Raw genomic sequence first — 26,669 nt, 5'->3', positions numbered from 1 at the left:
GTGACTTATTATGTTCGTGCACCAGGCACTTGTGGGGAATTTATCCAAGGGGCCATTGATGGACAATCATTTCTTGTGACATGTCCAATCAACCGCTATTCCTATGCACTGAGCCAGGTAACACATCCATTGCCACACTATTATTGCTCCTTACAACCTAAGTCTAGTCAAGCTCGCAACTTAGTAAAGGATATTTTACATATTCCTAGCCGTGATAATACTGCTATCTATATAAGATCAGATATTCTTCAAGGAAAAGGAATGGCTTCTAGTTCTGCGGATATAGCAGTAGCAGCAATGGCCACTGCTTTATCATGTAATAGAGCATTAACACCAAAAGAACTAGAAACCATCTGTTTATCAGTAGAGCCGACGGATGCTGCTTTTTATCCTGGTATTACACAATTTGATTATATAAATGGGTCCATCTGTAATTTTTTAGGAACGTGTCCGCCTTTAAAAATACTCATATTTGATGAAGGTGGTACTATTGATACCATCTCTTTTAATCAACAAAAAGATTTATCCCATAAAATACAGGAGAAAGAGCCTATCATTAGAGAATCACTAGAGCTCTTCAAAAAAGGTCTAGAAACACATGATATTACGTTGATAGGACAGGCCGCTACATTGAGTGCCTTTGCTAATCAACGTATTTTATATAAACCAAATTTATATGAATTTCATGACATTGGTAATGCTTTTCATAGCGTCGGTACAATCATTGCTCACAGTGGTACAATAATGGGACTATTATTTCCAAGTGATTATACGGCTATCGATGAATGTAAGCGATACATCGAAAAAAAATTACCTACCTTACAATATATTGATATTGTGGAAACAACAAATGAAGGACTAACATATATAAAACGATAAAGGAGGATCTCCTATGCCAGATACACATGGCGGAAATATCTTTAAATTTTCTCATGACCACAAAATAAATCTATCTGAAGTAACTGATTTTAGTGCCAATATTAATCTATTAGGACCTAGTCCAAAAGGCTTAGAAGCACTAAACGAACGGTTGCGATATATATCTCATTATCCAGATGTTACAAATGATGATGTTATGAATACTATTGCCGATGTATATGGTATAGAAAAAGATTCTATACTTCTTGGTAACGGAGCTGCAGAGCTCCTCTATGCAGTTGGACGATTATCTGGATTTACAGGGGCTTTTGTTCCTGCGCCTGGCTTCTCTGAATACCAAGCCTCTATGGATGCTGCGAACATACCTGTAAGGGAAATTTTTTATCGTCAGCGACAAAATGATGATGGCACCCCATATTTTGAAGTACCTTATTTAGCATTACAAACATTTGCTGCTGAATTAAAAGGTCAAGATGGACGCATTATCGTATTTTTAGGTAACCCTAATAATCCAGATGGAACATTGTTGGATAAACAATCAATCAAGGTATTAGCACAAATGTTAAAAGATGCTAATAGCTTACTTGTTATCGATGAATCGTTCATTGATTTTATTGGTAATGAATCGTTACGAGACAATAGCCACTCTATGCGCGAGCTCATTAATCAATATGACAATGTAATTATCGTACATTCTTTTACAAAATTTTATGCTGTACCAGGACTTCGTATTGGTGCAGTGTTCGCTAATCCTACATTAATACAAGAATTGCGTCAATATATTCCTGCATGGTCTGTAAATACATTGGCACAAGCTTATACTGAATCCGCACTAACCGATACTAAGTATATTAACGATAGTAAGATGGTATTGGCTAATGAAGCAAAGTATATGTATGAATCATTATCTGCTATTAAAGATTTAGTAGTCTATAAGCCATCTGCCAATTATATCTTAATGGAAATTAATGATCCTGATATTACAGTTACAGATGTACAAACTAGATTAGAAAAACATAATCTATTAATTCGTAGCTGTGCTAATTATAAAGGGTTAGGTCCAAAATGGATGCGGATTGCTATAAAAGATCATGCACACAACGTGGAACTTATTCATTTATTAAGTACCATATTTGAGAAATAGGAACACAACATGAAAACATTATATATTATTAGACATGGCGAAACAGAATGGAATAAGATAGGTCGCTATCAAGGCATAACCGATGTTCCTTTGAATGATAATGGAATAGCACAGGCAAAAGCTTGCGCTAATGCATTGAAGAATGTACATTTTGATCGTATTTTATCAAGTGACCTATCTAGAGCCCTCGTAACAGCAGAAACGATTCGTGGTAATCGAAATATCGATATTACAATAGATCCTCGGATGCGAGAAATTGATTTTGGTGACTGGGAAAAATTATTGTTCTCAGAAATCGAAGAACGATGGCCAGGCCTTATTGATCAAATGTATCGACAACCTGATATTGTCAAGCTACCAAATGGAGAAAGCTTTCAAGAAGTACAAAATCGTGCATGGGATGGTCTTTCAGAATTTATAAGTCAAAATGATGATGACGAAACAATTTTAATAACCTGTCATGGTGGGACGATTCGTACACTTTTATGTAAAATGCTTGATATTCCCATTGGTCACTGTTGGAATTTCAGCCAAGGTAATACAGCAATTAATCGCATATTTTACAATGGTATGGGACCATCGGACCATAATATTTTAAACTTATTAAATGATACTGCTCACGTAGATAATTTAAGAGGGCATGTATAATTGATTCTTTCAAATGCTATGAAAGAGGAATTAAGATGCGATTAGATAAACTATTAGCCAATAAAGCCTTTGGTAGTCGCAAAGAGGTTCACCAAATTATAAAGGATGGACGTGTTACTGTAAACGGTGTTGTTATCCTAAAAAAGGACCAATCCATACATATAGATGATGATATCATTGCAGTTGATGGCGTACAAATATCAACAAAACAACAGTATTATATTAAATTTCATAAACCTGCTGGATATATTACGGCTGTAGAAGATCCTATGCATCCTGTAGTGATGGATTTATTACCACCTGAGTTTAAGAAAATGGGTGTATTTCCTGTGGGACGCCTAGATAAAGATACAGAAGGTCTATTATTACTCACAAACGATGGTATTTGGGCGCATTCTATCATTAATGGACACAAACATGTACCGAAGGTATACTATGTGGAATTTAATGGTAAACTCACAAAAGAAGGTCTTGAACGTATAGAAACAGGAATAGTATTAGGGGATGGAACCCAATGTAAACCGGCTAATATAGACGTTCTTTCTGAACAGTCTCTACATATAACCATTGAAGAAGGCAAGTACCATCAAGTTAAACGTATGATTGGGGCCGCTGGAGGCGAAGTTACCTATTTAAAAAGATTGTCCATAGGTCATATTACATTAAATGGCATTGAGGCTATTAATACATATTCAGAAATAGACGACCAAGATGTAGTAGACTTTAAAAAATAGCATGAAAATCTATTCAATATAGGCATTTTATGGTATTATAAGGTGTACTTTATAGACTAGGAGCATGATTATGAACGGATTAAATCAGCTACAAAAGTATATTAAAGAACAAGAATTAACTGGTGTCGTTTTAATTGACCCTATAAATTTACATTATTTTGCTGGTTTTACAGGTACCACAGGATTTGCTATTGTCACACAAGATAAAGCTTTCATGATTACCGATTTTAGATATACAGAGCAAGCTACAAAACAATGTGAAGGCTATGAGGTTATTCAATATGAAACATCAGTTATGGATACTCTTGTAGATATTTTTAATGACAATCACATCCACGATGGTCTCTTTGGTATTGAAGGAAAATATATGCCTGTTGATACATATGAAACCTTATGTGATACTTTAGATGAACGCTTTAATTTTACATCTATCAATTTTGCAAAATTACGTGCTGTAAAACGAGAAGATGAATTAGAATTAATGCGTAAAGCTGCTAAAATTGGAGACGATGCATTTGCAGCATTATTACCGCAATTAAAGGTGGGTATGACGGAGAATGACGCGCGTATCATACTCGAATCAGAAATGTTAAAACGAGGTTCAGAGGAATCTTCATTTGCAACAATTGTAGCATCCGGCAATCGCTCTAGTATGCCTCATGGTGTGGCTAGTGATAAGATTATAGATGCCGGTGATTTTATCACCTTTGATTTTGGCGCCGTGTATAAAGGGTTTCATTCAGATATGACTCGAACCGTCGTTATGGGCCCCGCATCAGAGCAACAAAAGAATTTGTATAGTATAGTTTTAGAAGCTCAAAAACGAGGTGTTGCAGCAGTTCGTGCAGGAATTACAGGCAAAGAACTTGACGCAGTATGTCGTGACTATATACGAGAACGAGGATATACCAAGGAGTTTAATCATGGTACGGGACATGGTGTGGGTCTAGAAATTCACGAAGAACCAGTAGCCAATGCAAAGTCCGATACGGTATTTTCCGAAAATATGATCATTACGGTAGAACCAGGTATTTATCTTTCTGGTGAAATCGGATTGAGAATAGAGGATAGTGTTATTGTTAAAGCTGATGGCTGTGAATTATTAACACATAGTCCAAAAGAGTTAATCGAAATAGGTATTTAGAAGGAGAAGAGTTAGATGATTTCCAGTAATGATTTCCGCCCAGGTGTAACCGTTGAGATCGACGGTAATGTATGGCAAGTAGTTGATTTCCAACACGTTAAACCAGGTAAAGGTGCTGCATTCGTGCGTACAAAAATGAAAAACTTGCAAACTGGTTCCGTAGTAGAACGTACTTTCAACGCTGGTGAAAAAGTGCCAAAAGCACATGTTGACCGTCGTCGTATGCAATACTTATACGAAGCTGATGGCGCATACACATTCATGGACAACGAAACATATGATCAAGTGGAATTGAATGTTGAACAACTAGGTGATGCTAAAAACTTCCTTCTTGAAAACATGGAAGTATCCATCATGTTCTTCCAAGGTATTGTAATCGGTATCGACTTACCTGTAGCTGTAGAACTTCGCGTAGTTGAAACTGATCCTGGTATCCGTGGCGATACTGCAACAGGTGGTAATAAACCAGCTGTATTAGAAACAGGCTACACTGTAAAAGTACCTCTCTTTATCGAAGTAGATGATGTACTTCGTATTGATACTCGTACTGGTCAATACATCGAACGTGCCTAAAACTATTTCATTGATATAGTGGGCCAGATCTTTTAAATGTAATATAGTCCCCCATATATCTTTGTTAAGCTGAGCACTTGTCGTCTATGTCATTATATAGGGACAGGTGCTCTTTTTTGAAAGAGGCCTATATGACTAAGAAAAATACTGAGTTAGAAACTGGTAAAATTAAAATCGCAGACAATGTATATGCTATTATTATTAGTATGACCGCATTGGATACTAAAGGAATCCATCATATGAGTTCTACCTTTAATGATGGGGTTAATACCTTTTTTGGACGTAAAAATACCCATGAAGGTGTAAAGATTTCCTTTAACGATGACGGAGTAATTTCAGTTACATTATATGTGAGTATCTCCTATGGGTATCGCATACCTGATATTGCACTGCGCTTACAAGAGCGGATTAAAACTGCACTCGTCAATTACACAGAAATAGAAGTTGAAACAATTGACATCGTAGTCCAAGATATTATTTTTGATGATTTTACACCTGAACCAATTCAGCGTAACGAATAATAGGAGGGCCTATGAGTCAAGACGATAAATTAAACTATGGCTTAGATACAGCAACAGTAGATATTGCAGATTCCGTCATCATTGATGTTGCTATTAAGCCCTTAAGTACAATTCCTGGTATTCATTCTTTAAGTCCACGCTTATATGATGAAATTGTTGATGGTATAACGAACGCTTTTGGACAAAAAAATTTACCAGGCATTAATGTAAAGCATAGAAAAGGCTTTATCGAAATTAATGTGTATATCCGTTGTCTATACGGATACAATGTAATAGATATAGCAAAACAATTGCAGTCTGAAATTAAACAAACACTAAAGAATACGCTTGACCTTGATCACGTAAAGGTTGATGTACATATTGAAGGAATTATCAAAGAATAAGGAGACAATATGTCTAAAAAGAGAAATAGACGTGAAGCACGTCAATATGCATTCCAAGTTCTATACGCTAATGAATTTCATACCTCTAATGATGATGTGTTTTTCCCAGATGGAGAAATCTCGTTGTCTATGGATATTGCTTATGCAAACCAAATAATAGATGGTGTGTTATCCCATCTCGAAGAAATCGACACAATACTTGAACCATATTGCACAAAACGGAAATTTGTACTTATGGATAAAGTAGACCGCGCCATTTTACGTCTTGCGATTTGGGAGCTCAACTACAATAGTGAAGAGGTATCTCCATCTATTGTTATCAACGAGGCTGTACAATTAGCAAAATCCTTTGGTTCTGATGCATCCTATAAATTAATCAATGCGATTCTAGATGCTTATAATAAGAGTAAATAATGAAACGATATTTTCTAGGAATTGACACAAGCTGTTATACGACGAGCTGTGCCATTATTGATGATGAACTAAATATAGTAGGGGAAGCTCGAAAAATATTAGATGTAAAGCCAGGAATGAAGGGACTTCAACAATCTAATATGGTGTTTCAACATACAAAGGTATTGCCTCGTCTTATCGAAGAATTACCTCAAGTTCCATTATCGGGTATTGGTGTTAGTGCTTTTCCTAGACGCTCTGATGATTCTTATATGCCGGCCTTTCTTGTTGGTCATGGTTTCGGTAGAGCACTAAGTCATATGATGCAAGTACCAATGTATGAATTTGCACATCAAGAAAATCATATTTTAGCAGCCCTAAGAGAAATTGGACATGTCCCTACGTTTCCATTCTATAGCTTACATCTTTCTGGTGGTACTACAGAACTCGTTTTAACAGAATATAAAGGTAAGGGAGTTTTTGAAAGCTCTATTATCGGTGGTTCTAAGGATCTACAAGGCGGACAATTTGTCGATCGTGTAGGTGTTGCATTAGGTATTCAATTTCCTTGTGGCAAAGAATTAGAACTGCTTGCTTCACCAACAGATACGTATGATCCGCTACCTTCCTCTGTTAAAGAAGGATGGATTAGCTTTGCTGGACCTTGTAGTGCTGCACTGCGTAATATTGAAAAAGGGGCGTCACCTGCATCTATGAGTAAGGCACTATTTAGTTGTATAGGAAATTCTCTGGAAAAATTATTAACCTATCATCTCAAACATACACCAGTATCAACATTAATTGCCGTGGGTGGTGTAATGAGTAATTCTATACTACGCAATCGTCTAAATGGTTTTTGTCATAAGAATAACGTAACTGTTCATTTTGCAAATCCTAAATTCTCCGTCGACAATGCTACGGGAAATGCTTATGGGGCATTTTTAGCAACACAAAAGTAGGTATATCGTGAATGTATTGAGTATTACCCAATTAAATAACTTAATAAAACGAACAATAGATAGAGAGTATCTACTAAAAAATGTCTATGTTAGTGGTACCATAACAAATGCTAAGCGTCATAGTAGTGGCCATGTGTATTTTTCCTTAAAGGATGAAGAATCATCTATAGATGTAACGATGTGGTCTAGTACGGTTCAAAGTAAAGGACTCGTTAATGCATTCCAAAATGGATTATTAGTAACAATCAAGGCATCCGTTAATTTCTATAACAAAATGGGCCGTTTAAATCTTATCGCATCGGATATGCAGGTTGGTTCTAAAAGCCCATTACAGCTTGAATTCGATGCTCTGCAAAGAGAATTATCCGCATTGGGCTATTTTGATGATGCTCATAAACAACCAATACCAGTTCTATCAAGTTGTATCGGTATTGTCACATCCTCTACAGGTGCCGTTTTACACGATATATTACACATTAGTGAACATAGAAATCCACTCATGCAATTTAAATTATTCTCTGTACCAGTTCAGGGAACAACAGCGGGTCCAATCATAGCTAAAGGAATTGAAGCTGCAGATAAAGATCCAGATGTTGATGTCATTATCGTCGGTCGCGGCGGTGGTTCAATGGAGGATTTATGGTGCTTTAATGATAGAGTTGTTATCGAAGCTATTTACAATGCATCTACACCTATTATTTCTGCAGTAGGTCATGAAACAGATTATACATTAGCTGATTACGCTGCTGATATGCGTGGTGCTACACCTAGTCATGCCGCAGAAATTGCAGTGCTTCCGTTGACTACACTACAACAGGATTTACAACAAAAATTTGATTATTTACAGTATGTAATGGATCAAACATTACAGCAAAAACGTATTGAATTAAGTACAATTTTTAATCGTCGCCTCGGGTTTCCTGCATTACAATTACTGCATAAACAAAATTCTCTCTTACAATCCTATAAGGAGAAATTACAAACTTTAGCGTCACAACGATGGCAACATGAAAAGCATAAACTTTCACTTATAACACAGGAATTATCACTACAAAATCCAATCCATTTAATGGTGAAAGGCTATTCCAAAATAGAAAAAGAGGGTCATACTATAAGTTCAATTCAAAATATGGCCAAAGGAGATGTATTTAAAATTACATTGCGTGATGGTTCTATAAAAGCAGTTGTAGAGGAGGTATTACCGGATGGCAGCATCACTGAAAAGTTATGAAAAAAAATATAAAGCTCTTGAAGATATCGTTCGTCAACTCGACGATGGTGAATTATCTATGTCAGAGCTGTTAAATCAATATAAAAAAGGCTTAACCTTAGTTAAGGAATGTGCAGATATGCTGGATTCTGTGGAAGGTGAAATTCAACAGATTATCGAAGAGGTACGCATCGGAGAGTAATAAGCTATGTTAAAGACATATTTAGAAACTAGCAAACAATCGATTGAACACTGGTTAAGTGCCGTATTAAATTCCCCTATACCAGAATATAAACGTTTATATGAATCTATGAACTATAGTTTATTACAAGGGGGAAAACGAATTCGTCCTATCTTAACCAAGGCTGTTTTAGATGCAATGAAGGTTGATGCATCATTATATAAAGAGTTCCTATGTGCATTGGAATGTATTCATACATACTCACTAATTCATGATGATTTACCAGCCATGGATAATGATGATTATCGCCGAGGCAATTTAACCAACCATAAGGTATATGGAGATGGCATGGCAATTTTAGCAGGTGATGGTTTATTGACCTATGCATTTCAACTTTGCACTGAAAATACAACCGCATCAGCTGAGCAAAAAATCAAGGCTATCCAATGTTTAGCGACCGCAGCTGGTCCTGAAGGCATGGTTGGCGGACAAGCTTTTGATTTACTATCCGAAGGAAAACATATCCCTCTAGAGGAATTAAAAGTTTTACATAGTGGAAAAACAGGTGCTTTATTTAATGCGGCCATTGAGTTAGGGCTCATCTTATCTAATGCTGACCAAGCAAAATATGCCGCCTATATGACATATGCCAATTGTCTTGGTTTGCTATTCCAGATTACAGATGATATTCTTGATGTAACGGGAACCATTGAAGAGTTAGGCAAAACACCTGGTAGTGATATACGACAAGATAAATCTACTTATGTTTCATTGTTAGGGCTTGATGAGGCACGTAATGAAGCACATATAGTCGCACAAAAGGCACATGCTGCTTTAGCAACAATAGAAGATGATACACACATACTAAGTGCTATTATTGATTATTTAATGGATCGTACACATTAAACATTAGAGGGTAAAGTTATATGTACCATATTTTAGAGGAAATTTGTCATAATTATATAGCGCAAGCCGCATTTTGGGGCTGGTTTTCAGCACAAGCCATTAAATTCTTATGGCAACTTGTCCGTTATCGTACATTGCGTTTTGAACGTTTAGTAGGTTCCGGAGGATTTCCTAGTTCACATACATCCTTTGTAATTTCTACTACTGCCGCTTTGTACTTTAAAAATAATGGTATTACTGATATATTTGTGGTAGCATTAGTATTTTCTATTGTAGTCATGTATGATGCGTCTGGTGTACGTCGTCAAGCTGGTCGACAAGCACAAATATTAAACCAAATTGTGGAGTATTTTAGTAAACGAAATATTCCTGTTATTTTAAAAGACCGAGAAATTGCATTAAAAGAATTACTAGGTCATACGCCAGTTGAAGTATTTGGTGGTTTAGTATTAGGTATTCTAATAGCTTATATTCAATATTTCTATGTGTATAATGGTGTCATATGAGTAATAAAGAACGTTTAGATATTCTCCTTGTTAACCGAGGTTTATTTGAAAGTCGCGAAAAAGCAAAAGCCGCTATTATGGCTGGTCAAATCTTTATGGATACAACACGAATCGATAAAGCTGGTACAAAGGTTCCTGTAGATGCAAATCTCACAGTGAAAGGTAATACCTTACCATATGTAAGTCGTGGAGGCTTAAAATTAGAAAAAGCTATTCAAATATATCCCATTGATTTAACCGATGCAGTCATGATTGATATTGGAGCTAGCACGGGTGGATTTACAGATTGTGCATTGCAAAATGGTGCATCCAAGGTGTTTGCAATAGATGTAGGATATAACCAACTAGCTTGGAAACTTCGCCAAGATGAACGCGTAATCAATATGGAGAAGCAAAATATACGTGCGGTTACTGCAGAACAATTGGGTGAACTTGTAGATTTCATATCTATTGATGTAGCTTTTATATCTCTCGATAAGGTATTACCTGTAGCTACTACACTATTAAAAAATACAGGTTCATTAGTAGCTCTCATCAAGCCTCAGTTTGAAGCCGGTAAAGAAAAGGTCGGAAAGGGAGGTATTGTTCGAGAGCGAGCAGTACATGAAGAGGTACTTTCACGTATATTACAGGTTGCTTATGATTGCAAATTATATTTACACGGATTAACCTTCTCACCAATTAAAGGGACGGAAGGCAATATTGAGTTTTTAGGATATTTTACTAAATCTGAAGAAGGTGCATTATCTATAACTGATGAATTAATTACAGCAGTTGTAGATGAGGCTCACACGCTATAGGAGAAAGATATATGCGTATTGGTTTTTTCCCTAATATGGGTAAAAGTACAATCATGGCCGTTCTTAAAATGGCAGCTCATATCTGTAGAGAAGAGCAAATAGAAGTATATTTACCAGATGATCTTGAAAGACCTGATACTTACAAGGTATTACAAATACCAAAGGAAAATGTACTTCCTAGACCAGAGATTTTTAAACATATTGATGTAGCATTTAGTTTTGGTGGCGATGGCACCATCATCCATTTAGCACGTCAAATTTTCTCTTATAATATACCTGTATGTGGTATTAACTTAGGGGAACTTGGTTTCTTAAATCAAATTGAAGTTCATCAATTACAAAGTCATATTAAACGCATTGCTCAAGGTGACTATACAATTGAAAAAAGAGGCCATCTTCATGCCTATATAGATAGGGGAGACGGAACAAGAGAAGACTTAGTCCCAATTATTAATGAAGTCGTTATTACACGTTCTGAACCAGCTAAAATGGCGCGTATCAATTTAGCTGTAAATGGACAACATACGCAGATGTATCCTTCTGATGGACTGATTATTTCATCAGCTACAGGGTCTACAGGATATAATTTATCGGCTGGTGGTCCTATTATGAAGCCAGATAATCGATCTATTATTATAACCCCAGTTGCGCCACATTTAATTCAAGGTATCTCTATGGTCTTAGAAGAACATGATACCATTCAAATTACAATGCCTGATCGTGAACCTCAACTGCATATATGCATAGATGGTACATTTGACTATTCATTTACTAACAAAGAAGCTTTACATATTTCATCGAATCCTGTGTATTGTTTATTTGTTCGATTTAAAGATCAATGCTTCTTTGGCACATTATTTAAAAAATTAGCATCTCGTAGGGACGAGTTATTATAAGGAGTGTGAACGCATATGATTAATATCAACAATGCAGTTCAATTTCAACATCTTATTTGGGATCGCATTATGAAATCTGCCTCTGTTGTAGTGGATGCAACATGTGGCAATGGCCACGATTTACTGTATTTAGCAGAACGAGCTCAATCTGAGTGTCATTTATATGGCATAGACATTCAAGAACAGGCTGTCAGTGCTAGCAGGGAATTACTAGCATCCAAGAAATTGCAGTCAAATGTAACAATTACATTTTTACACAATTCTCACGACATTGTACTTCATCAAGAAATCAAAGAAAATACCATTGATTTAATTATATTTAATTTAGGGTATTTACCAGGTGGAGATCATAGCATCATAACACGTCCTCATAATACGATTGAAGCTCTAAACAATGCATTTCCTAAACTCGCTAAGGATGGAATCATTACTATCGTAGCATATCCTGGCACACCTGAAGGTATGGAAGAGAAAGAAGCATTGCATGAATATATCGCACAGTTAGATCAAGCAAAGTATAATGTATGCCATTGGCATCCTATAAATCAAGCTAACAATCCACCTGAATTATATTTAATTCAAAAACGATAATTCTCATAACAGCTATTTTATACTTATAGTAAATAATCTATACTTTTACTATACTAAAAATGCATAATACGAAATAAAAGACCCATTAAAGGGTCTTTTATTTATGCAACTCACCTGTAAAAATCGTTAATCATAAATTCTCTATAAATAGATGAACCATATATTATGTGTGTTTATAAGAGGTGAAAACTCCATAAATTAACTAATTATTAATTATTAGTACAATATGCATAACACGTATGGTATATACGGAATATACCATATATTAATTTTGAATATATGGTATAATAATGTAAGAAAGATACTATTCTCTTTTATGTGCAAGTTTAAAAAGGGAGCAAAAAATGAAACGCTATCGCTATAACAAAATTAAGGAAATTGTTCAGTCTAAGGCGATTGAAACACAAGAGGAGTTAGCAGCGGCTTTATTACAAGAAGGCATAGAAGTAACACAGGCTACTGTCTCTCGTGACATCAAAGAATTAATGTTAATTAAAATACCAACTGGCGATGGACATTATCGATACGCATTATCTCCAGAAGAAAATGTAGTATTATCACGTAGTCGTATTAACCGTTTATTCCAAGATTCCTTGATCAAGGTTGATCATAGCTTAAATCAGGTCGTGCTACATACGATTCCTGGCTCTGCTCAATCTGTAGCATTTTCTATTGATCATGCAAAATGGTCTGAATTAATTGGTACACTCGCAGGAGATGATACAATTTTACTTATCGCGCGCTCCGAAGCTGAGGTACCTGCAATTCTTTCTAGAATTCAAGATTTAATGAAGGATTAGTAATTATATGTTGACGCAAATGAGCATTCGAAATTTTGCGTTGATTGAGCAAATGAATATTTCATTTAAAGATGGCATAACTATCTTTACCGGCGAAACTGGGGCAGGTAAATCCATATTAATGGATGCTTTCAGTATTCTATTAGGAGAACGCGCTAGCAGCGAGTTTATTCGTCATGGTAAAGATAGTTTTGTTATAGATGGCATATTCGATATTGCCAATCACCAAAGTTTATTAGATTTATTACAATCAAAAAATATATTGGTAGAGGATAATCAACTAATTCTATCTAGGTCCTTTAATACATCTGGTAAATCTATTATATTGGCTAATGATCAACCCATTCCTCTAAAGGCGCTTAAAGAGATTGGTCTATTATTAGCCGATATTCATGGTCAATACAGTAATCAAAAATTATTAAATCCTGATTCACATCATGAGTATTTAGATGGTTATAACCAGGCTGGTAGTAAGGCTTATAAAGAATATAAAGCAGCCTATAAAGAATATAAAGAGGCCAAGCAAGCGCTAGATATTTTATCTGAGCACATGGCTGAACGAGCCCGTGAACTTGATATGCTTCGTTTTCAAATCGATGAAATAGAAGAGGCTGGATTACAAATAGGCGAGGATGAATCTATTGCTGAAGAACTGAAACGTTTAGATAGCTTCGATCATATCGATAAGGTACTTGGTTCATGTTATGATGCTTTTTATGGAGGCAGGCATCCATTATTAGATACAGTTAATGCTATCAAGGTAGAAGTAAATGATCTTGTAAAATATGATGATGAGGTTAAAGAAATCTCTGAACTCGTTAATTCTGCATATTTTCAATTAGAAGAGGCTGCTCAATCTCTTGATCGATACCGAGATTCTATTAGTTATGACGAAGAACGCTATGCATACTGCCAAGATAGAGACTCTGTAATCTATGGTCTTAAAAAGAAGTATGGCGAAACAGTCCAAGATATATTAAATTATGAAGAAAAGGCGCAACAACGCTTAGAGGAATTAGAATCCGAAGTTTGTGAACAAGGGGCTTTAGAACAACAATTAGTGGAAAAAGAAAAGGTTGCAAAAACAGCTTTAGCAGCATTAATTTCTATACGTCATGAAAATGCAGATGTAATTGCTAAACAACTACGAGCTGAAATTGTTGATTTAGGTATGGAAAAAGGGGATATTCGTTTTTTCATAGATAAAAGTGAAGAACTTTTACCATTAGGCGCTAAATCAATTGAATTATTATTTACCGCTAATAAAGGCGAACAGTTGCTACCATTACATAAAGTTGCATCTGGTGGTGAATTGGCTCGCATTGCACTGGCACTAAAATCCGTATTCCGTACAGATAATCACAAAACACTTGTATTCGATGAAATCGATGTCGGTATAAGTGGAGATATAGCATTGAAGGTAGCTGAAAAAATCTTAGCTCTTTCCAAGACAAATCAAGTATTCTGTATTACTCATTTACCACAAACGGCAAGTATTGCAAAACAGCATTATCACTTATCTAAGCAAGAACAAGAAGGCCGCACTATTTCTACATTATCTGAATTGAGCGAGGAAGAACGGCTTTCACAAATCGCATCCATGATGTCCGGCAAGGGAATGTCTCATACAGCACTTGCTGCTGCACAAGAACTTATTGACCATTTTCATTGACTAAATACGCATAATTACTTATACTTATTATATTAACTCAATAATAAGGTAGAGGCGCGGGTATAAATAGTCATCATGAGGAGCTGGCAAACAATGATTCATGATAAAAGGTGTACTTGCCGAAGTGGGATGACAGCCAAATCATCGTGCTGGTTGTCTATTTAATAGGTAGACGACTGTCACCAATATTACATTGGTGGAGTGCTATCATAATTCTTGTTTAATGAACGATGTGTCATATATCGTATATATTAAGCCAGTGGATGCCTCCACTGGCTTTTTTGGAGGTAAATATGATTAGAGTAATGGTAAACGGTGCAGGCGGCAAAATGGGTCGCGAAGTCGTAAAAGCAGTACATGCAGATTCTGAATTGACAATGATTGGTGGCATCGATCCATCTAAAGCAGGTCAAGATGTGGGCACTGTAGTAGGAATTGAACCATTACATATCACAATGGCTGAAACTATTGACGAAGTATTGAGCGATAATAAACCTGACGTTATCGTTGATTTCACAAATCCTGCTGTTATTTTCGAAAATGCCAAAAAAATTCTTAGTGCTGGCGTGCATATTGTAATAGGCACAACAGGCCTAACTGAAGAACAACGCAACGAATTGAATGAAATCGGTTTAAAACATAATGCCAATTGTTTGGTAGCACCTAATTTCTCATTAGGCGCTGTTATGATGATGAAAGTGGCTGCTGAATTAGCGCCATATTTCCCTGATGTAGAAATTATCGAATTGCATCACAACCATAAATATGATGCGCCATCTGGTACATCTATTTTGACGGCTAAATTAATCAATGATGCAAAAGAGGCTGCAAATGTGACAGGTTCTGAAGATTTAACACGTGAAAGTTTGCCAGGTGCACGTGGTGCAAAAGTCGACAATGTTACTATCCATAGCGTTCGTCTTCCTGGTTATGTAGCACATCAACAAGTATTATTTGGTGGCTATGATGAAACATTAACAATTCGTCATGATAGCTTAAGCCGTTTATCCTTCATGCCTGGTGTCGTTCTAGCATGTAAGAAAATCGCCTCTAAACCAGGCTTAACATATGGCTTAGAACATTATTTATAATACTGAACAACAATTGATTAATTGAGGAGATACACAATGAAAAAACCTAATCTTGCAATTCTTGGTGCTACTGGTGCAGTAGGGGCAGAATTCATTACACTTATTGAAGAGCGTAATTTTCCTTATGAAAATTTAAAACTATTGGCTTCTGCTCGTTCTGCTGGTACTGAACTGACAGTTAATAGGAAAACCTACGTGGTTGAAGAAGCAAAACCTGAATCCTTTGATGGTATTGATATTGCATTATTTGCAGGTGGCTCTATTTCTAAAACATTAGCTCCAGAAGCTGCTAAACGCGGTGCTATTGTTATTGATAACTCAAGTGCATTCCGTATGGATCCAGAGGTGCCACTCGTTGTACCGGAAGTTAACCCTGAAGATATTTTGAAACATAAGGGTATCATTGCCAATCCAAACTGTTCTACAATCATCATGAGCCTTGGCTTAAAACCATTGCATGATATTTCTCCAATTAAACGCATTGTAGTATCTACATACCAAGCTGTATCTGGTGCTGGTAAAGAAGGTATTGAAGAACTTCAAAACCAAGTAAAAGAATATGCTGAAGGCAAGGAAATGACTGCTAACTTATTGCCAACAGGTTCTGCACCAAAACACTTCCCAATCGCGTTCAATTTGTTACCACAAATTGATGTATTCTTAGAAAACGATTATACTAAAGAAGAGATGAAGATGGTAAATGAAACACACAAAATTCTTCATGATGACACCATTCAAGTAGTGCCAACAACTGTTCGTGTTCCAGTATATCGCTCTCATTCTGAATCCGTATTAGTAGAAACAGAAGAACCAGTATCTGTAGAAGCATTCCGCAAGGCTTGTGCCGCATTCCCAGGATTACAAGTAAAAGATAATCCAGCAGAGCAAGAATACCCTATGCCACTATATACATCTAATCAAAATGACTGTGAAATCGGTCGTATCCGTAAAGATTTATACAATGATAAAGGCATGAATTTCTGGATCGTAGGTGACCAAATTCGTAAGGGTGCTGCACTAAATGCATTGCAAATTGCAGAATACTTGGTAGAAAAAGAAGCATTTTAATATCTATCAAGGGGGAGAAACATATGAAAACCTTTGGTCGTGTATTAACGGCTATGATTACATCATTTAACGAAGATGGATCAGTCAACATTGAAAATACAGTTGCCATTGCAGAGCATCTATTAAATCATGGTTCTGATGGCTTAGTTGTTTGTGGTACCACAGGTGAAAATCCTACTATATCCCGTGAAAGCAAGATTGCTTTATTTAAAGCGATTGCTGAAACGTGCGGTGATAAAGGTACTATTATAGCTAATGTAGGTTCCAATGATACAAAGGGCTCTGTAGACTTTGTTAAAGAAGTATCTACGATTCCTGGTATTGATGGATTGTTAGTTGTTGTACCGTATTACAATAAGCCTAATCAACAAGGTCAATATTTGCATTTTAAATCTATTGCAGAGGCTACAACGTTACCAATCATGGTATACAATGTACCTGGTCGCGTAGGAACTGGAATATTTCCAGCTACACTAGCACGCCTCCATAAGGAATATCCACATATTTGTGCCATCAAAGAGGCTAGTGGTAATTTGATGATTGCTTCTGAAATTAAGCGTTTAATGCCTAGTGAAGATTTCATGGTATACAGCGGAGATGATGGTCTTACATTGCCTATTCTTTCCGTTGGTGGCACAGGCGTTATTTCTGTAGTATCTCATGTGGCCGGTCAAGATATGAACGATATGATTGCTGCTTTTGAAGAGGGCAATAATCAAAAAGCAACACAATTACATCAAAAATTAGCTGAAATTATTAAGGCTATGTTTATTACAACAAATCCAATTCCAGTTAAATATGCAGCTCGAAAATTAGGTTTACCAGCAGGTATATTCAACTTACCTATGTGTGAACCTTCTCAAGAAGAAGCTGCATACATTGATAAGGCATTAGCTGAATATTTACAATAAAATATTACGATACTAAAACCAGTAGCTATGATTTGTAACTACTGGTTTTATTTTATAAGAAATACATTATAAATATTATTTTATATGCCTATAAATATATTTTTTTCTTATAAAGATTGTATTATGATATAATCTCACATGGAGATAGTATTTTTAACTATACTCTAGTCTACTGTTAATTCATGATAAACAAAATGATTGTGATATTTCGAATCGACCATAAGGCGATTACATTAAAACACAAGGAGTTTAACATGGAACTAACAATGTTAAAAGGTAAAATTCACAGAGCTACTGTGACACAAGCAGAACTTGATTATGTCGGGAGCATTACTATCGATACAGATTTATTGAATGCATCTGGAATTCGAGAATATGAACAAGTTCAAATTGTAAACATTAATAATGGAGCACGTTTTAGCACATATACGATTGCTGGCGAAGCAGGCAGTGGTGTTATATGCTTAAATGGCGCTGCAGCAAGACATGTGCAAGTACATGATAAAGTAATTATCATGTGTTATGCTCAACTAAATGAAAAAGAAGTAGAGAGCCATAAGCCTCTTGTTGTATTTGTAGATGAAAATAATAAGATAAGTCATATAAAAAACTATGAAAAACATGGTTTATTAGTTGATCAAGACTAACTGTTTTTGATCGAATTACAGTAGACTGTATAGGACTATCTTCGTATTTACAATTTATAAGTACCGGAGGCATTATTATGGAAATTATAACTACAATCGAAAATATATGCAGCATAGTAAACCATTGGAAAGATAAAGGATATTCTATTGGTTTTGTACCAACAATGGGATATTTACATGATGGTCATGCTGCATTGATAGATCAAGCTAGAAAGGATAATGATAAGGTCATTGTATCTATATTTGTTAATCCAACTCAGTTTGGTGAAAACGAAGACCTAAATTCTTATCCACGTGATATTAATAGAGATAAATCCCTTTGTGAAGCCCATAAGGCGGATATTATATTTTCTCCAACGTCAGATGAAATGTATCATGATAGAAAAGCATTTGTAGATATTGTTGAGTTATCTGATACATTGTGTGGTATTAGTAGACCTATTCACTTCAAAGGTGTTTGTACGGTTGTAACGAAACTATTTAATATTATTCAACCTACCAATGCCTACTTTGGTGAAAAAGATGCACAACAACTAGCCATTATTCGTAAAATGGTTTATGATCTAAATTTTCCAGTCAATATAATTGGAGTGCCAATCGTTCGTGAATCGGATGGTCTAGCAAAATCTTCTCGAAATACATATTTATCTAAGGAAGAACGAAAAGCGGCTACCATATTATATAAAGCTGTTCAAATGGGAAAACAAACCATTAAACATGGTGCTTCTGCTGATAGTATCATTAATACTATGACAGAAATTATTAATACTGAGCCCTTAGCCAAGATAGATTATGTTTCAGTTGTTGATGCTAATACAATGCAACCAGTTCATGAGATTACATCTCCAGTATTAGTCGCTATAGCTGTATACATTGGATCTACGCGACTTATCGATAACTTTTCCTTCGATGCAAATTAGAAGGGAGAAACTATGAACTATTTACAAACACTGACTCAGTTAATTTCTAAATACTTAATGGTTCTAATCATCGGTTTTTCATGTATGGCCTATATAGTTCCTTCATATTTTATATGGGCTGTTGCTTATACACCATTTTTACTTGGTATCGCTATGTTCGGCATGGGCCTTACAATTAAGTTTGAAAACCTATGTAATATTTTTAGGCATCCAAAAGATATTTGTATTGGAGTGCTTGCACAATACACAATCATGCCTTTATTAGCATGGGGAATTTGCCATATATTTACCTTACCACCAGATATTGCAATAGGCGTTATATTAGTTGGTTGCTGTCCTGGTGGCACGGCTAGTAACGTTATAACCTACATCGCTAAAGGTGATGTACCACTATCAGTAGGAATGACAATTACATCGACATTAATAGCACCCATTGTAACACCATTATTAATCTTATATATTGGTGGCGCTTGGGTAGATGTTGCATTGCTACCAATGATGATTACAATGGTGAAAGTCATTATTATACCAATCTTATTAGGTGGTGTCATTCAATATGTTTGTAAATCACACATTAATACACTTACCAGTATAAGTCCTATATTTTCAATGATTGCTATTATATTATTAATAGCAGCTATTATTGCAGTTAATAGGGATAAACTATTGGTTTCTGGCTTATTAACTCTTATTATTGTTGGTATACATAATGTATTAGGATTACTATTAGGGTTAATTGTAGGAAAAACTCTTAAATTAAAATACGATAAAACTACTGCATTAGCAATAGAAGTAGGTATGCAAAATAGTGGGTTAGCCGTAACGCTAGCAGCAACTAATTTTGCTTTAAACCCTCTCGCAACTCTAGTAGGAGCTATTTTTAGTGTATGGCATAATATATCTGGCGCAATTTTCGCTAGTATACGTAGAAATAAAATCTCAATATAACAAAAAGACGGCAACATATGTTGCCGTCTTTTTGTTATATTCTATCACGTACTAATCCAATTACAAGTCCTTCAATATGACAATCATCAACAATAATAGGATCAAAATTATCATTTTCAGGCTGTAAACGAATATGACCATTTTCTTTATAAAAACGTTTTACAGTTGCTTCATCATCAATACGAGCTACCACAATATCGCCATTATTGGCTGTATTTTGATGACGTACAATTAACATATCGCCTTCATACATACCAATATTCATCATCGATTCCCCTTGAACACGAAGCATAAAGCAATCAGAATCACCTGTAAGCTGAACAGGTAAGGTCAATGTAGCCTCTAAATTTTCAACCGCTGTAATTGGTGTGCCTGCTTGTACTGTACCGATAAGAGGAACTTGTTTTAATCCAGCACCAAGGAATTCAAAATTATCAGAGCTAGTAGTTTCATTGTTCTCTTTAGATACAGAAACCTTCGGTTTTCCTTCATCTAAAATCGTAATGGCACGATTTTTATTAGGATCGCGTTTAATATACCCAAATTTTTCCAATGTATTTAAATGTGATTGAACAGTGGACGTAGAACTAAGACCTACATAAGCACAAATTTCTCGAACAGTAGGGCAACGATATTCATTATGTAAAGAATCTCGAATAAACTCTAATATACGACGTTGTTTTGTATTAATATCAGTAGCTGGGCGTCTCACAGGAACCTCCATATATGTACTAAAAATGGGATATGTAAAAGTGTATACTATAATTATTTTCTTTATATCTTTATTATATAGGTATTTTTACACTTTTGCAAACATTTGTTCTTAAAATGCTTGACCGAACATCCGTTTGTGTGCTATTATCTTATTGTAAACAAATGTTCTGAATTTTATGTTCGATATATTAAAGAGGTAATGTATTATGAGACACATTATGATTATGCTTGCTATCTGTTTTGCAATGGTTATCGGTTATCAACAAACAACTCCTGCTATGGAATCACATAGTGTTCAAGAGATTACTGTAAAATCTGGAGATACCTTATGGGATATTGCATCACGTTCAACTGCATCTAATGTGGATGTTCGTGAGGTAGTACATACAGTAAAGGAATTAAATAATATTTCTGATTCTGGTAATTTAACACCAGGGACCAAAATAAAGGTGCCTGTATATAAAACTGATAGTCCAACAAGAGCTATGGACTATATGGCTCAAAATTAAATATATATGAAATGGCTAGTATAGATGTTCTTCAATGAGAAAATCATCTATACTAGCCATTTTCATTATATAGTATTATTTTAATCGTTTTTCAAAAATTGTTGAGATAGGATTATCGACGAATTTATTTGCCTCATTTATATAACGGCGCACCATATTTACGCTATGATGGCGTGTTTGACGCATTATGTTACGTTCTTCAACACCATAGGCTGCTGCAGTTGTAGCAAAGCCATGACGCAAGCTATGAGCGCCATACATGGCAGGATCAAGACCAATAAGTGATATATATTTTTTTACGATTTCTGCAATGGACTTATCAGAAATTGCCGTTTTTCGTAATGACATTGATTTAGTAAAGCCCCGAAATACAGGTCCAGATGTAATGCCACTGGCAGTTAACCATTTTTTTAAAGCTCGTACGGCATCCAATGGAGAACCTTGTAGACTTGGAATCGCTACAATGGCACCTTGACCTTCTTGGTCAGCTTTAGATGAAGCGACAAATATCTCGAGTCCTTGTGTAGAAAACTTTAAGTTCTCTACAGTTAAGGCTGCAATTTCACTGCGTCTAAAAGCACCCATAAATCCAATGAGTAAAATTGCTTTATCTCGTAATTTCTGTATCTTTGGAATATCACTACCATCGATACACTCTAAAATATCTTCAATATCCTCTAGCAAGATAGGTGTCTTTCCTTGTTGAAAGGTTCCTTTTAAACGACGTATCCCTCGCAAAGCTTGTTTTACAAGAGGAGACATACATGGATTTTCTCTAGCCCCAGAAGCATTGTAGTTTTCTGATATGGCACTAATTCGACGAGCAATCGTATTAGCCTTTGCATAGTCAGCTAGATCATTAATATAGTTAACGATTGTTTCTGGTGTGGCGGGAAAATAGGATACCTTTTGGTAATTACACCAATCAACGAAGTCATCCCAATCTGACTCATAGGCATTTACCGTATTTTCAGCCTTTGAAAGTAAAATACTTTGTTTTGCTTTCATCGATAATTTTGTACTATTCATTAACGCATCATTATGACGTAAATAGAAATGTTTTTTCTCTTCTTTAGACTGTGACATATATATTCCTTTTACTAACACTATGCTATTATTGTATCACATAGAAACATGGAATTATGCTATAATTAGATGATTTTGAACCAAATTTCTCGAATTTTATTTGAAAGATATAATGATGAACTTAAAACAATTATTATGTAGTGTATTAATCGGTTCTTGTCTATTTACTAGTGGTTGCAGCTTAATTCCTACGGATGGCACAATTACATATGGCCTGTATTATGAGGATCAAGATATCTCAGGATATTCTAGAGATGCTGTTAGCTCCTTAATTCATACAGATGCTAGTAATAATAAAACAATTACGATAACAATACCAAATCAAGGTACGCGACAAGTAAAAGTAAAAGATTTAGGAATTACGCTTGATACAGCTAGTACGGAATCTAATATTTTTACCTATGGTTATGAAGATGATTTAAAAATGCTCATCATGCATAGGATTACTGCTTTTATCTATAAAGTACATATAAATCCTGTATATAAACTTGATGAAGTAACAGCAAAAGCATATTTTACAGAATTAGCAAAACAAATCGATGTATCAGGTCATGATGCGTTATTAACGGTTGAAAATGACCAAGTCAAGATGACACCTTCAAAAGAAGGAAAACGCGTTGATATTGATGAGACAATTAAACAATTAAAAGCTCAACTAGAAGAAAATGATTTTAACAATATTTCTATAGAATTTACATCTAAAGATACAGTTCGTGTTAGAAACGATGATGTAAAACCATTAACAGCTGTTCTAGGTAGTTATACTACAAATTTTGATGCGTCTAACACCAATAGAACTCATAATATTGAGCTAGCATCAACTAAAATTAGCGGTACATTAGTCAAACCTGGCGAGGTTTTTTCCTTTAATGATGTTGTCGGTGAACGTACGGCGGAAGCTGGCTATGATGATGCACCGGTTATTATTGATGGAAAATTAGTACCGGGGATTGGTGGCGGTATTTGCCAAGTTAGCTCTACATTATTTAACACTGCATTACTATCTGGTATGAACATCATTGAGCGGACACCTCATTTTGAACCTGTTAGCTATATTCCTGCAGGACGTGATGCAACCGTTGCATACGGATATTTGGACTTTCAATTTAAAAATCCATATGCTCATAATATCTATGTATTAAGTGTTATGAATAACGGAGAACTAACTATATATATCATAGGTGTACCAGAAGACGTACCGAAGTCTGTTTCCATCAGTGTTGGCGATCGTACGGATATTCAAAATCAAACGATTACCAAAATAGATCCTTCTGCCAAAGAGGATAGTACAGAAGAAGGTCATATTGGATTTAGAATTAATACATATCGTACAATAACATATGGTAATTGGGTCACTACAACAGATGTATTTGAGTCTACATATGATCCAGTAGATACGATTATTACTAAGAAACCTGCAGCACCAGAACCTGCAAAAAAAGACTCACCAAAGAGTAAAACAAAAAGATAAATATTAACATTCTATTAAATATGGCCTAATCTATTGACCGAATGCATAGATTAGGCTATTATTTTAACTTGTAGTAAGGTGTTTGTACCTGAAAACGCTAAAATTACACATTTCATTCTCAATAATTATCAATTAAAATCATAAGTTGAGGTTCACTATGGATACAATTTTACAATTTGACCATACAGTCATATTTTATATACAACAACATTTTATTAGTTCTTATTTAACACCAATCATGTACTGGTTATCCAAAATAACAAGTGCAGGTGCTTTATGGATCTTAATTTCTATTATATTAATGATTCAAAAGAAATATCGCGTTATTGGCCTTGGAATGTTCATTTCCTTAGTCTTAGTATTCATCATAGGCGACCAAGGGTTAAAACCTCATGTAGCGCGTTTAAGACCATTTGTAGATTTCCCTGAAGTACCATTGGTAGCACCGCCACCAGCAGCAACGACATATTCATTTCCATCAGGGCATAGTTTTGGATCATTTGCGGCTGCAACAGCATTATACTTAGGATTAAGTAATATATGTCCAACAAAGAGATTCTGGGGCGTTATAGCGTTGATTGGTGCCTGTGTAGTAGCATTTGCACGAGTATACTTATTTGTACATTATCCAACAGATGTATTAACTGGATTAGTATTAGGTATTATCGTAGGTTGCATTGCATGGAAAATCGCAAAAGCCTTATGGTCTTGGTGGACTGGTCGTAAAAACGAAGTAGAATACGAACCATATACATTTAAACGTAAAAACTAATAACCTTGAAAATATTGATTGGGCCTAGCTTAGGCCCAATTTTTATGCCTTAAATTACTTCCGATAAATTATCGTTATCGGAAGTAATAATGTAAAAAGAAAAACTAGCCTATATTTCTATAAGCTAGTTTATTTAAATTAGATCAAAATAAATGATTAAAATAATTTATTTATCATATGACTCTATTGTTTTTATATATTCAGCCAGCTCAGGCTCATCAATAGTAACTTTATCAAATTTAGGTTCAATAATTATATTGCCTTCATAATCCATTAAACCATATTTACCATTAGATTTATATACAAATAAATCTTTATAAAATGATGTTATATCGTCATCATAATTCGGCAGTTGGAATAATCCATATCCTGAGTTAGTATTTATGACATATTTTCTTTGGCCTTTGGTTGCGGTCGTCACTTTGTTTAATACATAATTAGGCTTTGATGTATCTATACTATCATATCCATCATTATATAAAATACCTAAATCCGCATTAAATATTTGAACACCTTTAGAATGTTTCAATACAAAACTACGATCACTTAATCGTTCATAGGAGTCAAATTCAAAAGGAACAACTGTTTTATTTAGTGAATCAATAATACCATACTTACGATTTTTATCAGTAGCTACAAAGTAGTCAAACTTTTTACCTAAATGTTTGATTGATGTATATACCGCAGGAATTACCAACGTATTCTCATTAGTTCTCATTCCATACAATGTATTGCCTTTTTTATCTATTTCTGTAAATAAAACATATTCATTTGATGGTGATCTACTGAAAAACTTCTCGCTAGAAAAGTCACCATATCCAGTACCTTCACCTGTAGTTGATTTCTCATAGTTATTTGTATGTATTAGGTTCAGAGCTTCACTTTCACTTAGTAATATTCCCTCATCTGTTACGTATTTAATTAAACCATCGGCAGTATGTATTTCAAATAATTTTTTCTTATCATTTTTTGACCAGTAAAATTCAATATTATCCCAACCATCCTTTATCGGATTCCCCATAATTTGAACGCCATTAGTTTTATTATATAGATACCAGTAGTCCCCTTTTTGTCCTAATATTAATTTATCATTAATAGCGCTATAGTTATGTACTACGTCATTAATAGCATAAGTACCATTAGAATTAACTAGTTTAAATCCTCCATCAGTTAAGGCTCTCGCATAATAGTAATCAAATTCATATTCATAGCCTGCAGGTAAATAAGCTATATTACTTAAATTTACATATCGTTTTTGACCATTTTCATAAAAGGATCCATATACAAATGTATTAGAGCCTTTCATATAATCTACATGTAAATTATCATAAGGACCAAGTATCCAACTCCCTTTTTCATCGACGATAGTATTACCAGCTGGGGATTCTAATGTAATATATTCTTTTGCATCAGCCGTATTGCCTAGTGCAAGAAGTATTGCTAAAGCAATAAAAATTCTCCTCATAAAATATACCCTCTTTCATATAACACAATAATAATTATTATTATTTTATCATAATTTTTATTTTCTATATTGAAATTTATCGAATATAGTTGTAAAATAGTCATATAAACTATGTATATTTCTCATA

The 26,669-nt window shown here is 35.0% G+C and carries 31 protein-coding genes and 1 riboswitch; of the genes, 28 read left to right on the top strand and 3 right to left on the bottom strand.

Translation table 11 applies throughout. The features are described 5' to 3' along the window. The 25 genes from HMPREF1504_RS03460 (at nt 1) to HMPREF1504_RS03340 (ending at nt 20,525) form a co-directional block, all read left to right on the top strand. Nucleotides 1-879: a hypothetical protein gene (locus HMPREF1504_RS03460; protein WP_016475569.1), complete on the top strand. Its 879-nt coding sequence runs from the start codon at nt 1-3 to the stop codon at nt 877-879. 13 nt (nt 880-892) lie between these two features. After that, complete coding sequence (locus tag HMPREF1504_RS03455; protein WP_038123466.1) at nt 893-2,023, top strand: histidinol-phosphate transaminase; 1,131 nt, start codon at nt 893-895, stop codon at nt 2,021-2,023. 9 nt (nt 2,024-2,032) lie between these two features. Beyond that, nucleotides 2,033-2,671, top strand: a complete 639-nt coding sequence (cobC, locus tag HMPREF1504_RS03450; RefSeq protein WP_038123465.1) for an alpha-ribazole phosphatase — start codon at nt 2,033-2,035, stop codon at nt 2,669-2,671. A 35-nt stretch (nt 2,672-2,706) separates the two neighbouring features. After that, complete coding sequence (locus HMPREF1504_RS03445) at nt 2,707-3,405, top strand: pseudouridine synthase (RefSeq protein ID WP_038123461.1); 699 nt, start codon at nt 2,707-2,709, stop codon at nt 3,403-3,405. Between the two features lie 70 nt (nt 3,406-3,475). Next, on the top strand, nt 3,476-4,549 hold the full coding sequence (locus HMPREF1504_RS03440; RefSeq protein ID WP_038123460.1) for a Xaa-Pro peptidase family protein: 1,074 nt from the start codon (nt 3,476-3,478) through the stop codon (nt 4,547-4,549). Nucleotides 4,550-4,564: 15 nt separating this feature from the next. After that, complete coding sequence (efp, locus tag HMPREF1504_RS03435; protein ID WP_005378924.1) at nt 4,565-5,122, top strand: elongation factor P; 558 nt, start codon at nt 4,565-4,567, stop codon at nt 5,120-5,122. Between the two features lie 131 nt (nt 5,123-5,253). Beyond that, nucleotides 5,254-5,643: an Asp23/Gls24 family envelope stress response protein gene (locus HMPREF1504_RS03430; RefSeq protein WP_038123458.1), complete on the top strand. Its 390-nt coding sequence runs from the start codon at nt 5,254-5,256 to the stop codon at nt 5,641-5,643. 11 nt (nt 5,644-5,654) lie between these two features. After that, entirely contained in the window at nt 5,655-6,026 is a 372-nt protein-coding gene (locus HMPREF1504_RS03425; RefSeq protein WP_005383334.1) for an Asp23/Gls24 family envelope stress response protein, read from the top strand. A 9-nt stretch (nt 6,027-6,035) separates the two neighbouring features. Beyond that, nucleotides 6,036-6,440, top strand: a complete 405-nt coding sequence (gene nusB / locus HMPREF1504_RS03420; RefSeq protein ID WP_038123456.1) for a transcription antitermination factor NusB — start codon at nt 6,036-6,038, stop codon at nt 6,438-6,440. After that, entirely contained in the window at nt 6,440-7,378 is a 939-nt protein-coding gene (locus HMPREF1504_RS03415) for a metallohydrolase (RefSeq protein ID WP_038123455.1), read from the top strand. The genes nusB and HMPREF1504_RS03415 overlap by 1 nt, the downstream gene beginning before the upstream one ends. 7 nt (nt 7,379-7,385) lie before the next feature. Continuing rightward, the gene (xseA, locus tag HMPREF1504_RS03410) at nt 7,386-8,609 is read left to right on the top strand and encodes an exodeoxyribonuclease VII large subunit (RefSeq protein WP_038123452.1); all 1,224 of its coding nucleotides are present in this window, start codon (nt 7,386-7,388) and stop codon (nt 8,607-8,609) included. Continuing rightward, nucleotides 8,584-8,790 (top strand): exodeoxyribonuclease VII small subunit, encoded by a 207-nt coding sequence (xseB, locus tag HMPREF1504_RS03405; protein WP_038123450.1) that lies wholly within the window; start codon nt 8,584-8,586, stop codon nt 8,788-8,790. The genes xseA and xseB overlap by 26 nt, the downstream gene beginning before the upstream one ends. A gap of 6 nt (nt 8,791-8,796) precedes the next feature. Next, entirely contained in the window at nt 8,797-9,675 is an 879-nt protein-coding gene (locus tag HMPREF1504_RS03400) for a polyprenyl synthetase family protein (RefSeq protein WP_038123447.1), read from the top strand. 20 nt (nt 9,676-9,695) lie between these two features. Beyond that, entirely contained in the window at nt 9,696-10,181 is a 486-nt protein-coding gene (locus HMPREF1504_RS03395; RefSeq protein WP_005378985.1) for a divergent PAP2 family protein, read from the top strand. Continuing rightward, nucleotides 10,178-10,981: a TlyA family RNA methyltransferase gene (locus tag HMPREF1504_RS03390; RefSeq protein WP_038123445.1), complete on the top strand. Its 804-nt coding sequence runs from the start codon at nt 10,178-10,180 to the stop codon at nt 10,979-10,981. Before HMPREF1504_RS03395 ends, HMPREF1504_RS03390 begins: the two co-directional genes overlap by 4 nt. Before the next feature lie 11 nt (nt 10,982-10,992). After that, nucleotides 10,993-11,877: an NAD(+)/NADH kinase gene (locus HMPREF1504_RS03385; protein WP_038123442.1), complete on the top strand. Its 885-nt coding sequence runs from the start codon at nt 10,993-10,995 to the stop codon at nt 11,875-11,877. Between the two features lie 15 nt (nt 11,878-11,892). Then, nucleotides 11,893-12,468, top strand: coding sequence for a class I SAM-dependent methyltransferase (locus tag HMPREF1504_RS03380; protein WP_038123440.1), 576 nt, complete (start codon nt 11,893-11,895; stop codon nt 12,466-12,468). Between the two features lie 344 nt (nt 12,469-12,812). Next, the gene (argR, locus tag HMPREF1504_RS03375; RefSeq protein WP_005378897.1) at nt 12,813-13,268 is read left to right on the top strand and encodes an arginine repressor; all 456 of its coding nucleotides are present in this window, start codon (nt 12,813-12,815) and stop codon (nt 13,266-13,268) included. Between the two features lie 7 nt (nt 13,269-13,275). Beyond that, complete coding sequence (recN, locus tag HMPREF1504_RS03370) at nt 13,276-14,940, top strand: DNA repair protein RecN (RefSeq protein WP_038123438.1); 1,665 nt, start codon at nt 13,276-13,278, stop codon at nt 14,938-14,940. A gap of 41 nt (nt 14,941-14,981) precedes the next feature. Continuing rightward, nucleotides 14,982-15,155: riboswitch (Lysine riboswitch) on the top strand. A gap of 78 nt (nt 15,156-15,233) precedes the next feature. Further along, on the top strand, nt 15,234-16,031 hold the full coding sequence (dapB, locus tag HMPREF1504_RS03365; protein WP_005378955.1) for a 4-hydroxy-tetrahydrodipicolinate reductase: 798 nt from the start codon (nt 15,234-15,236) through the stop codon (nt 16,029-16,031). A 36-nt stretch (nt 16,032-16,067) separates the two neighbouring features. Further along, nucleotides 16,068-17,099, top strand: coding sequence for an aspartate-semialdehyde dehydrogenase (locus HMPREF1504_RS03360; protein WP_005378803.1), 1,032 nt, complete (start codon nt 16,068-16,070; stop codon nt 17,097-17,099). A gap of 23 nt (nt 17,100-17,122) precedes the next feature. After that, nucleotides 17,123-18,010: a 4-hydroxy-tetrahydrodipicolinate synthase gene (dapA, locus tag HMPREF1504_RS03355; protein WP_005378923.1), complete on the top strand. Its 888-nt coding sequence runs from the start codon at nt 17,123-17,125 to the stop codon at nt 18,008-18,010. 254 nt (nt 18,011-18,264) lie between these two features. Next, nucleotides 18,265-18,657 carry an aspartate 1-decarboxylase gene (gene panD, locus HMPREF1504_RS03350; RefSeq protein ID WP_005378768.1) on the top strand — a complete coding sequence of 131 codons (393 nt, stop codon included), beginning with the start codon at nt 18,265-18,267 and terminating at the stop codon, nt 18,655-18,657. Nucleotides 18,658-18,734: 77 nt separating this feature from the next. Next, complete coding sequence (gene panC, locus HMPREF1504_RS03345; RefSeq protein WP_038123437.1) at nt 18,735-19,577, top strand: pantoate--beta-alanine ligase; 843 nt, start codon at nt 18,735-18,737, stop codon at nt 19,575-19,577. A gap of 12 nt (nt 19,578-19,589) precedes the next feature. Beyond that, nucleotides 19,590-20,525 carry a bile acid:sodium symporter family protein gene (locus tag HMPREF1504_RS03340; RefSeq protein ID WP_005379766.1) on the top strand — a complete coding sequence of 312 codons (936 nt, stop codon included), beginning with the start codon at nt 19,590-19,592 and terminating at the stop codon, nt 20,523-20,525. Nucleotides 20,526-20,559: 34 nt separating this feature from the next. On the opposite strand, the gene lexA is transcribed toward HMPREF1504_RS03340, so the two are convergent. Then, nucleotides 20,560-21,237 carry a transcriptional repressor LexA gene (gene lexA, locus HMPREF1504_RS03335; RefSeq protein WP_005377476.1) on the bottom strand — a complete coding sequence of 226 codons (678 nt, stop codon included), beginning with the start codon at nt 21,235-21,237 and terminating at the stop codon, nt 20,560-20,562. 208 nt (nt 21,238-21,445) lie between these two features. On the opposite strand from lexA, the gene HMPREF1504_RS03330 reads away from it, so the two are divergent. Further along, a complete protein-coding gene (locus tag HMPREF1504_RS03330; protein ID WP_038123435.1) occupies nt 21,446-21,748 on the top strand; it encodes a LysM domain-containing protein in 303 nt (100 codons plus the stop codon). A gap of 75 nt (nt 21,749-21,823) precedes the next feature. Here HMPREF1504_RS03330 and HMPREF1504_RS03325 read toward each other — a convergent pair whose 3' ends face one another. Next, nucleotides 21,824-22,834: a site-specific integrase gene (locus tag HMPREF1504_RS03325; protein WP_038123432.1), complete on the bottom strand. Its 1,011-nt coding sequence runs from the start codon at nt 22,832-22,834 to the stop codon at nt 21,824-21,826. A 112-nt stretch (nt 22,835-22,946) separates the two neighbouring features. Here HMPREF1504_RS03325 and HMPREF1504_RS03320 point away from each other — a divergent pair, with 112 nt between their 5' ends. Continuing rightward, nucleotides 22,947-24,305 carry a VanW family protein gene (locus HMPREF1504_RS03320; protein WP_071991544.1) on the top strand — a complete coding sequence of 453 codons (1,359 nt, stop codon included), beginning with the start codon at nt 22,947-22,949 and terminating at the stop codon, nt 24,303-24,305. 157 nt (nt 24,306-24,462) lie between these two features. Then, on the top strand, nt 24,463-25,077 hold the full coding sequence (locus HMPREF1504_RS03315; RefSeq protein ID WP_005377496.1) for a phosphatase PAP2 family protein: 615 nt from the start codon (nt 24,463-24,465) through the stop codon (nt 25,075-25,077). A 166-nt stretch (nt 25,078-25,243) separates the two neighbouring features. On the opposite strand, the gene HMPREF1504_RS03310 is transcribed toward HMPREF1504_RS03315, so the two are convergent. Then, nucleotides 25,244-26,542 (bottom strand): WG repeat-containing protein, encoded by a 1,299-nt coding sequence (locus HMPREF1504_RS03310; RefSeq protein ID WP_038123425.1) that lies wholly within the window; start codon nt 26,540-26,542, stop codon nt 25,244-25,246. Between the last annotated feature and the right edge of the window lie 127 nt (nt 26,543-26,669).

Source organism: Veillonella sp. ICM51a, from assembly GCF_000524355.1.
Lineage (GTDB): Bacteria > Bacillota > Negativicutes > Veillonellales > Veillonellaceae > Veillonella > Veillonella atypica.
The sequence above is the reverse complement of the archived record's forward strand: the minus strand, read 5'-3'. Positions and strand labels throughout refer to the sequence as shown.

Bases quoted from the DNA above. Each gene is read 5' to 3' on its own strand.
- HMPREF1504_RS03455 (WP_038123466.1), top strand. From the start codon at position 893: ATGCCAGATACACATGGCGGAAATATCTTTAAATTTTCTCATGACCAC.
- cobC (WP_038123465.1), top strand. From the start codon at position 2,033: ATGAAAACATTATATATTATTAGACATGGCGAAACAGAATGGAATAAG.
- HMPREF1504_RS03445 (WP_038123461.1), top strand. From the start codon at position 2,707: ATGCGATTAGATAAACTATTAGCCAATAAAGCCTTTGGTAGTCGCAAA.
- HMPREF1504_RS03440 (WP_038123460.1), top strand. From the start codon at position 3,476: ATGAACGGATTAAATCAGCTACAAAAGTATATTAAAGAACAAGAATTA.
- efp (WP_005378924.1), top strand. From the start codon at position 4,565: ATGATTTCCAGTAATGATTTCCGCCCAGGTGTAACCGTTGAGATCGAC.
- HMPREF1504_RS03430 (WP_038123458.1), top strand. From the start codon at position 5,254: ATGACTAAGAAAAATACTGAGTTAGAAACTGGTAAAATTAAAATCGCA.
- HMPREF1504_RS03425 (WP_005383334.1), top strand. From the start codon at position 5,655: ATGAGTCAAGACGATAAATTAAACTATGGCTTAGATACAGCAACAGTA.
- nusB (WP_038123456.1), top strand. From the start codon at position 6,036: ATGTCTAAAAAGAGAAATAGACGTGAAGCACGTCAATATGCATTCCAA.
- HMPREF1504_RS03415 (WP_038123455.1), top strand. From the start codon at position 6,440: ATGAAACGATATTTTCTAGGAATTGACACAAGCTGTTATACGACGAGC.
- xseB (WP_038123450.1), top strand. From the start codon at position 8,584: ATGGCAGCATCACTGAAAAGTTATGAAAAAAAATATAAAGCTCTTGAA.
- HMPREF1504_RS03400 (WP_038123447.1), top strand. From the start codon at position 8,797: ATGTTAAAGACATATTTAGAAACTAGCAAACAATCGATTGAACACTGG.
- HMPREF1504_RS03395 (WP_005378985.1), top strand. From the start codon at position 9,696: ATGTACCATATTTTAGAGGAAATTTGTCATAATTATATAGCGCAAGCC.
- HMPREF1504_RS03390 (WP_038123445.1), top strand. From the start codon at position 10,178: ATGAGTAATAAAGAACGTTTAGATATTCTCCTTGTTAACCGAGGTTTA.
- HMPREF1504_RS03385 (WP_038123442.1), top strand. From the start codon at position 10,993: ATGCGTATTGGTTTTTTCCCTAATATGGGTAAAAGTACAATCATGGCC.
- HMPREF1504_RS03380 (WP_038123440.1), top strand. From the start codon at position 11,893: ATGATTAATATCAACAATGCAGTTCAATTTCAACATCTTATTTGGGAT.
- argR (WP_005378897.1), top strand. From the start codon at position 12,813: ATGAAACGCTATCGCTATAACAAAATTAAGGAAATTGTTCAGTCTAAG.
- recN (WP_038123438.1), top strand. From the start codon at position 13,276: ATGTTGACGCAAATGAGCATTCGAAATTTTGCGTTGATTGAGCAAATG.
- dapB (WP_005378955.1), top strand. From the start codon at position 15,234: ATGATTAGAGTAATGGTAAACGGTGCAGGCGGCAAAATGGGTCGCGAA.
- HMPREF1504_RS03360 (WP_005378803.1), top strand. From the start codon at position 16,068: ATGAAAAAACCTAATCTTGCAATTCTTGGTGCTACTGGTGCAGTAGGG.
- dapA (WP_005378923.1), top strand. From the start codon at position 17,123: ATGAAAACCTTTGGTCGTGTATTAACGGCTATGATTACATCATTTAAC.
- panD (WP_005378768.1), top strand. From the start codon at position 18,265: ATGGAACTAACAATGTTAAAAGGTAAAATTCACAGAGCTACTGTGACA.
- panC (WP_038123437.1), top strand. From the start codon at position 18,735: ATGGAAATTATAACTACAATCGAAAATATATGCAGCATAGTAAACCAT.
- HMPREF1504_RS03340 (WP_005379766.1), top strand. From the start codon at position 19,590: ATGAACTATTTACAAACACTGACTCAGTTAATTTCTAAATACTTAATG.
- HMPREF1504_RS03330 (WP_038123435.1), top strand. From the start codon at position 21,446: ATGAGACACATTATGATTATGCTTGCTATCTGTTTTGCAATGGTTATC.
- HMPREF1504_RS03325 (WP_038123432.1), bottom strand. From the start codon at position 22,834: ATGTCACAGTCTAAAGAAGAGAAAAAACATTTCTATTTACGTCATAAT.
- HMPREF1504_RS03320 (WP_071991544.1), top strand. From the start codon at position 22,947: ATGATGAACTTAAAACAATTATTATGTAGTGTATTAATCGGTTCTTGT.
- HMPREF1504_RS03315 (WP_005377496.1), top strand. From the start codon at position 24,463: ATGGATACAATTTTACAATTTGACCATACAGTCATATTTTATATACAA.
- HMPREF1504_RS03310 (WP_038123425.1), bottom strand. From the start codon at position 26,542: ATGAGGAGAATTTTTATTGCTTTAGCAATACTTCTTGCACTAGGCAAT.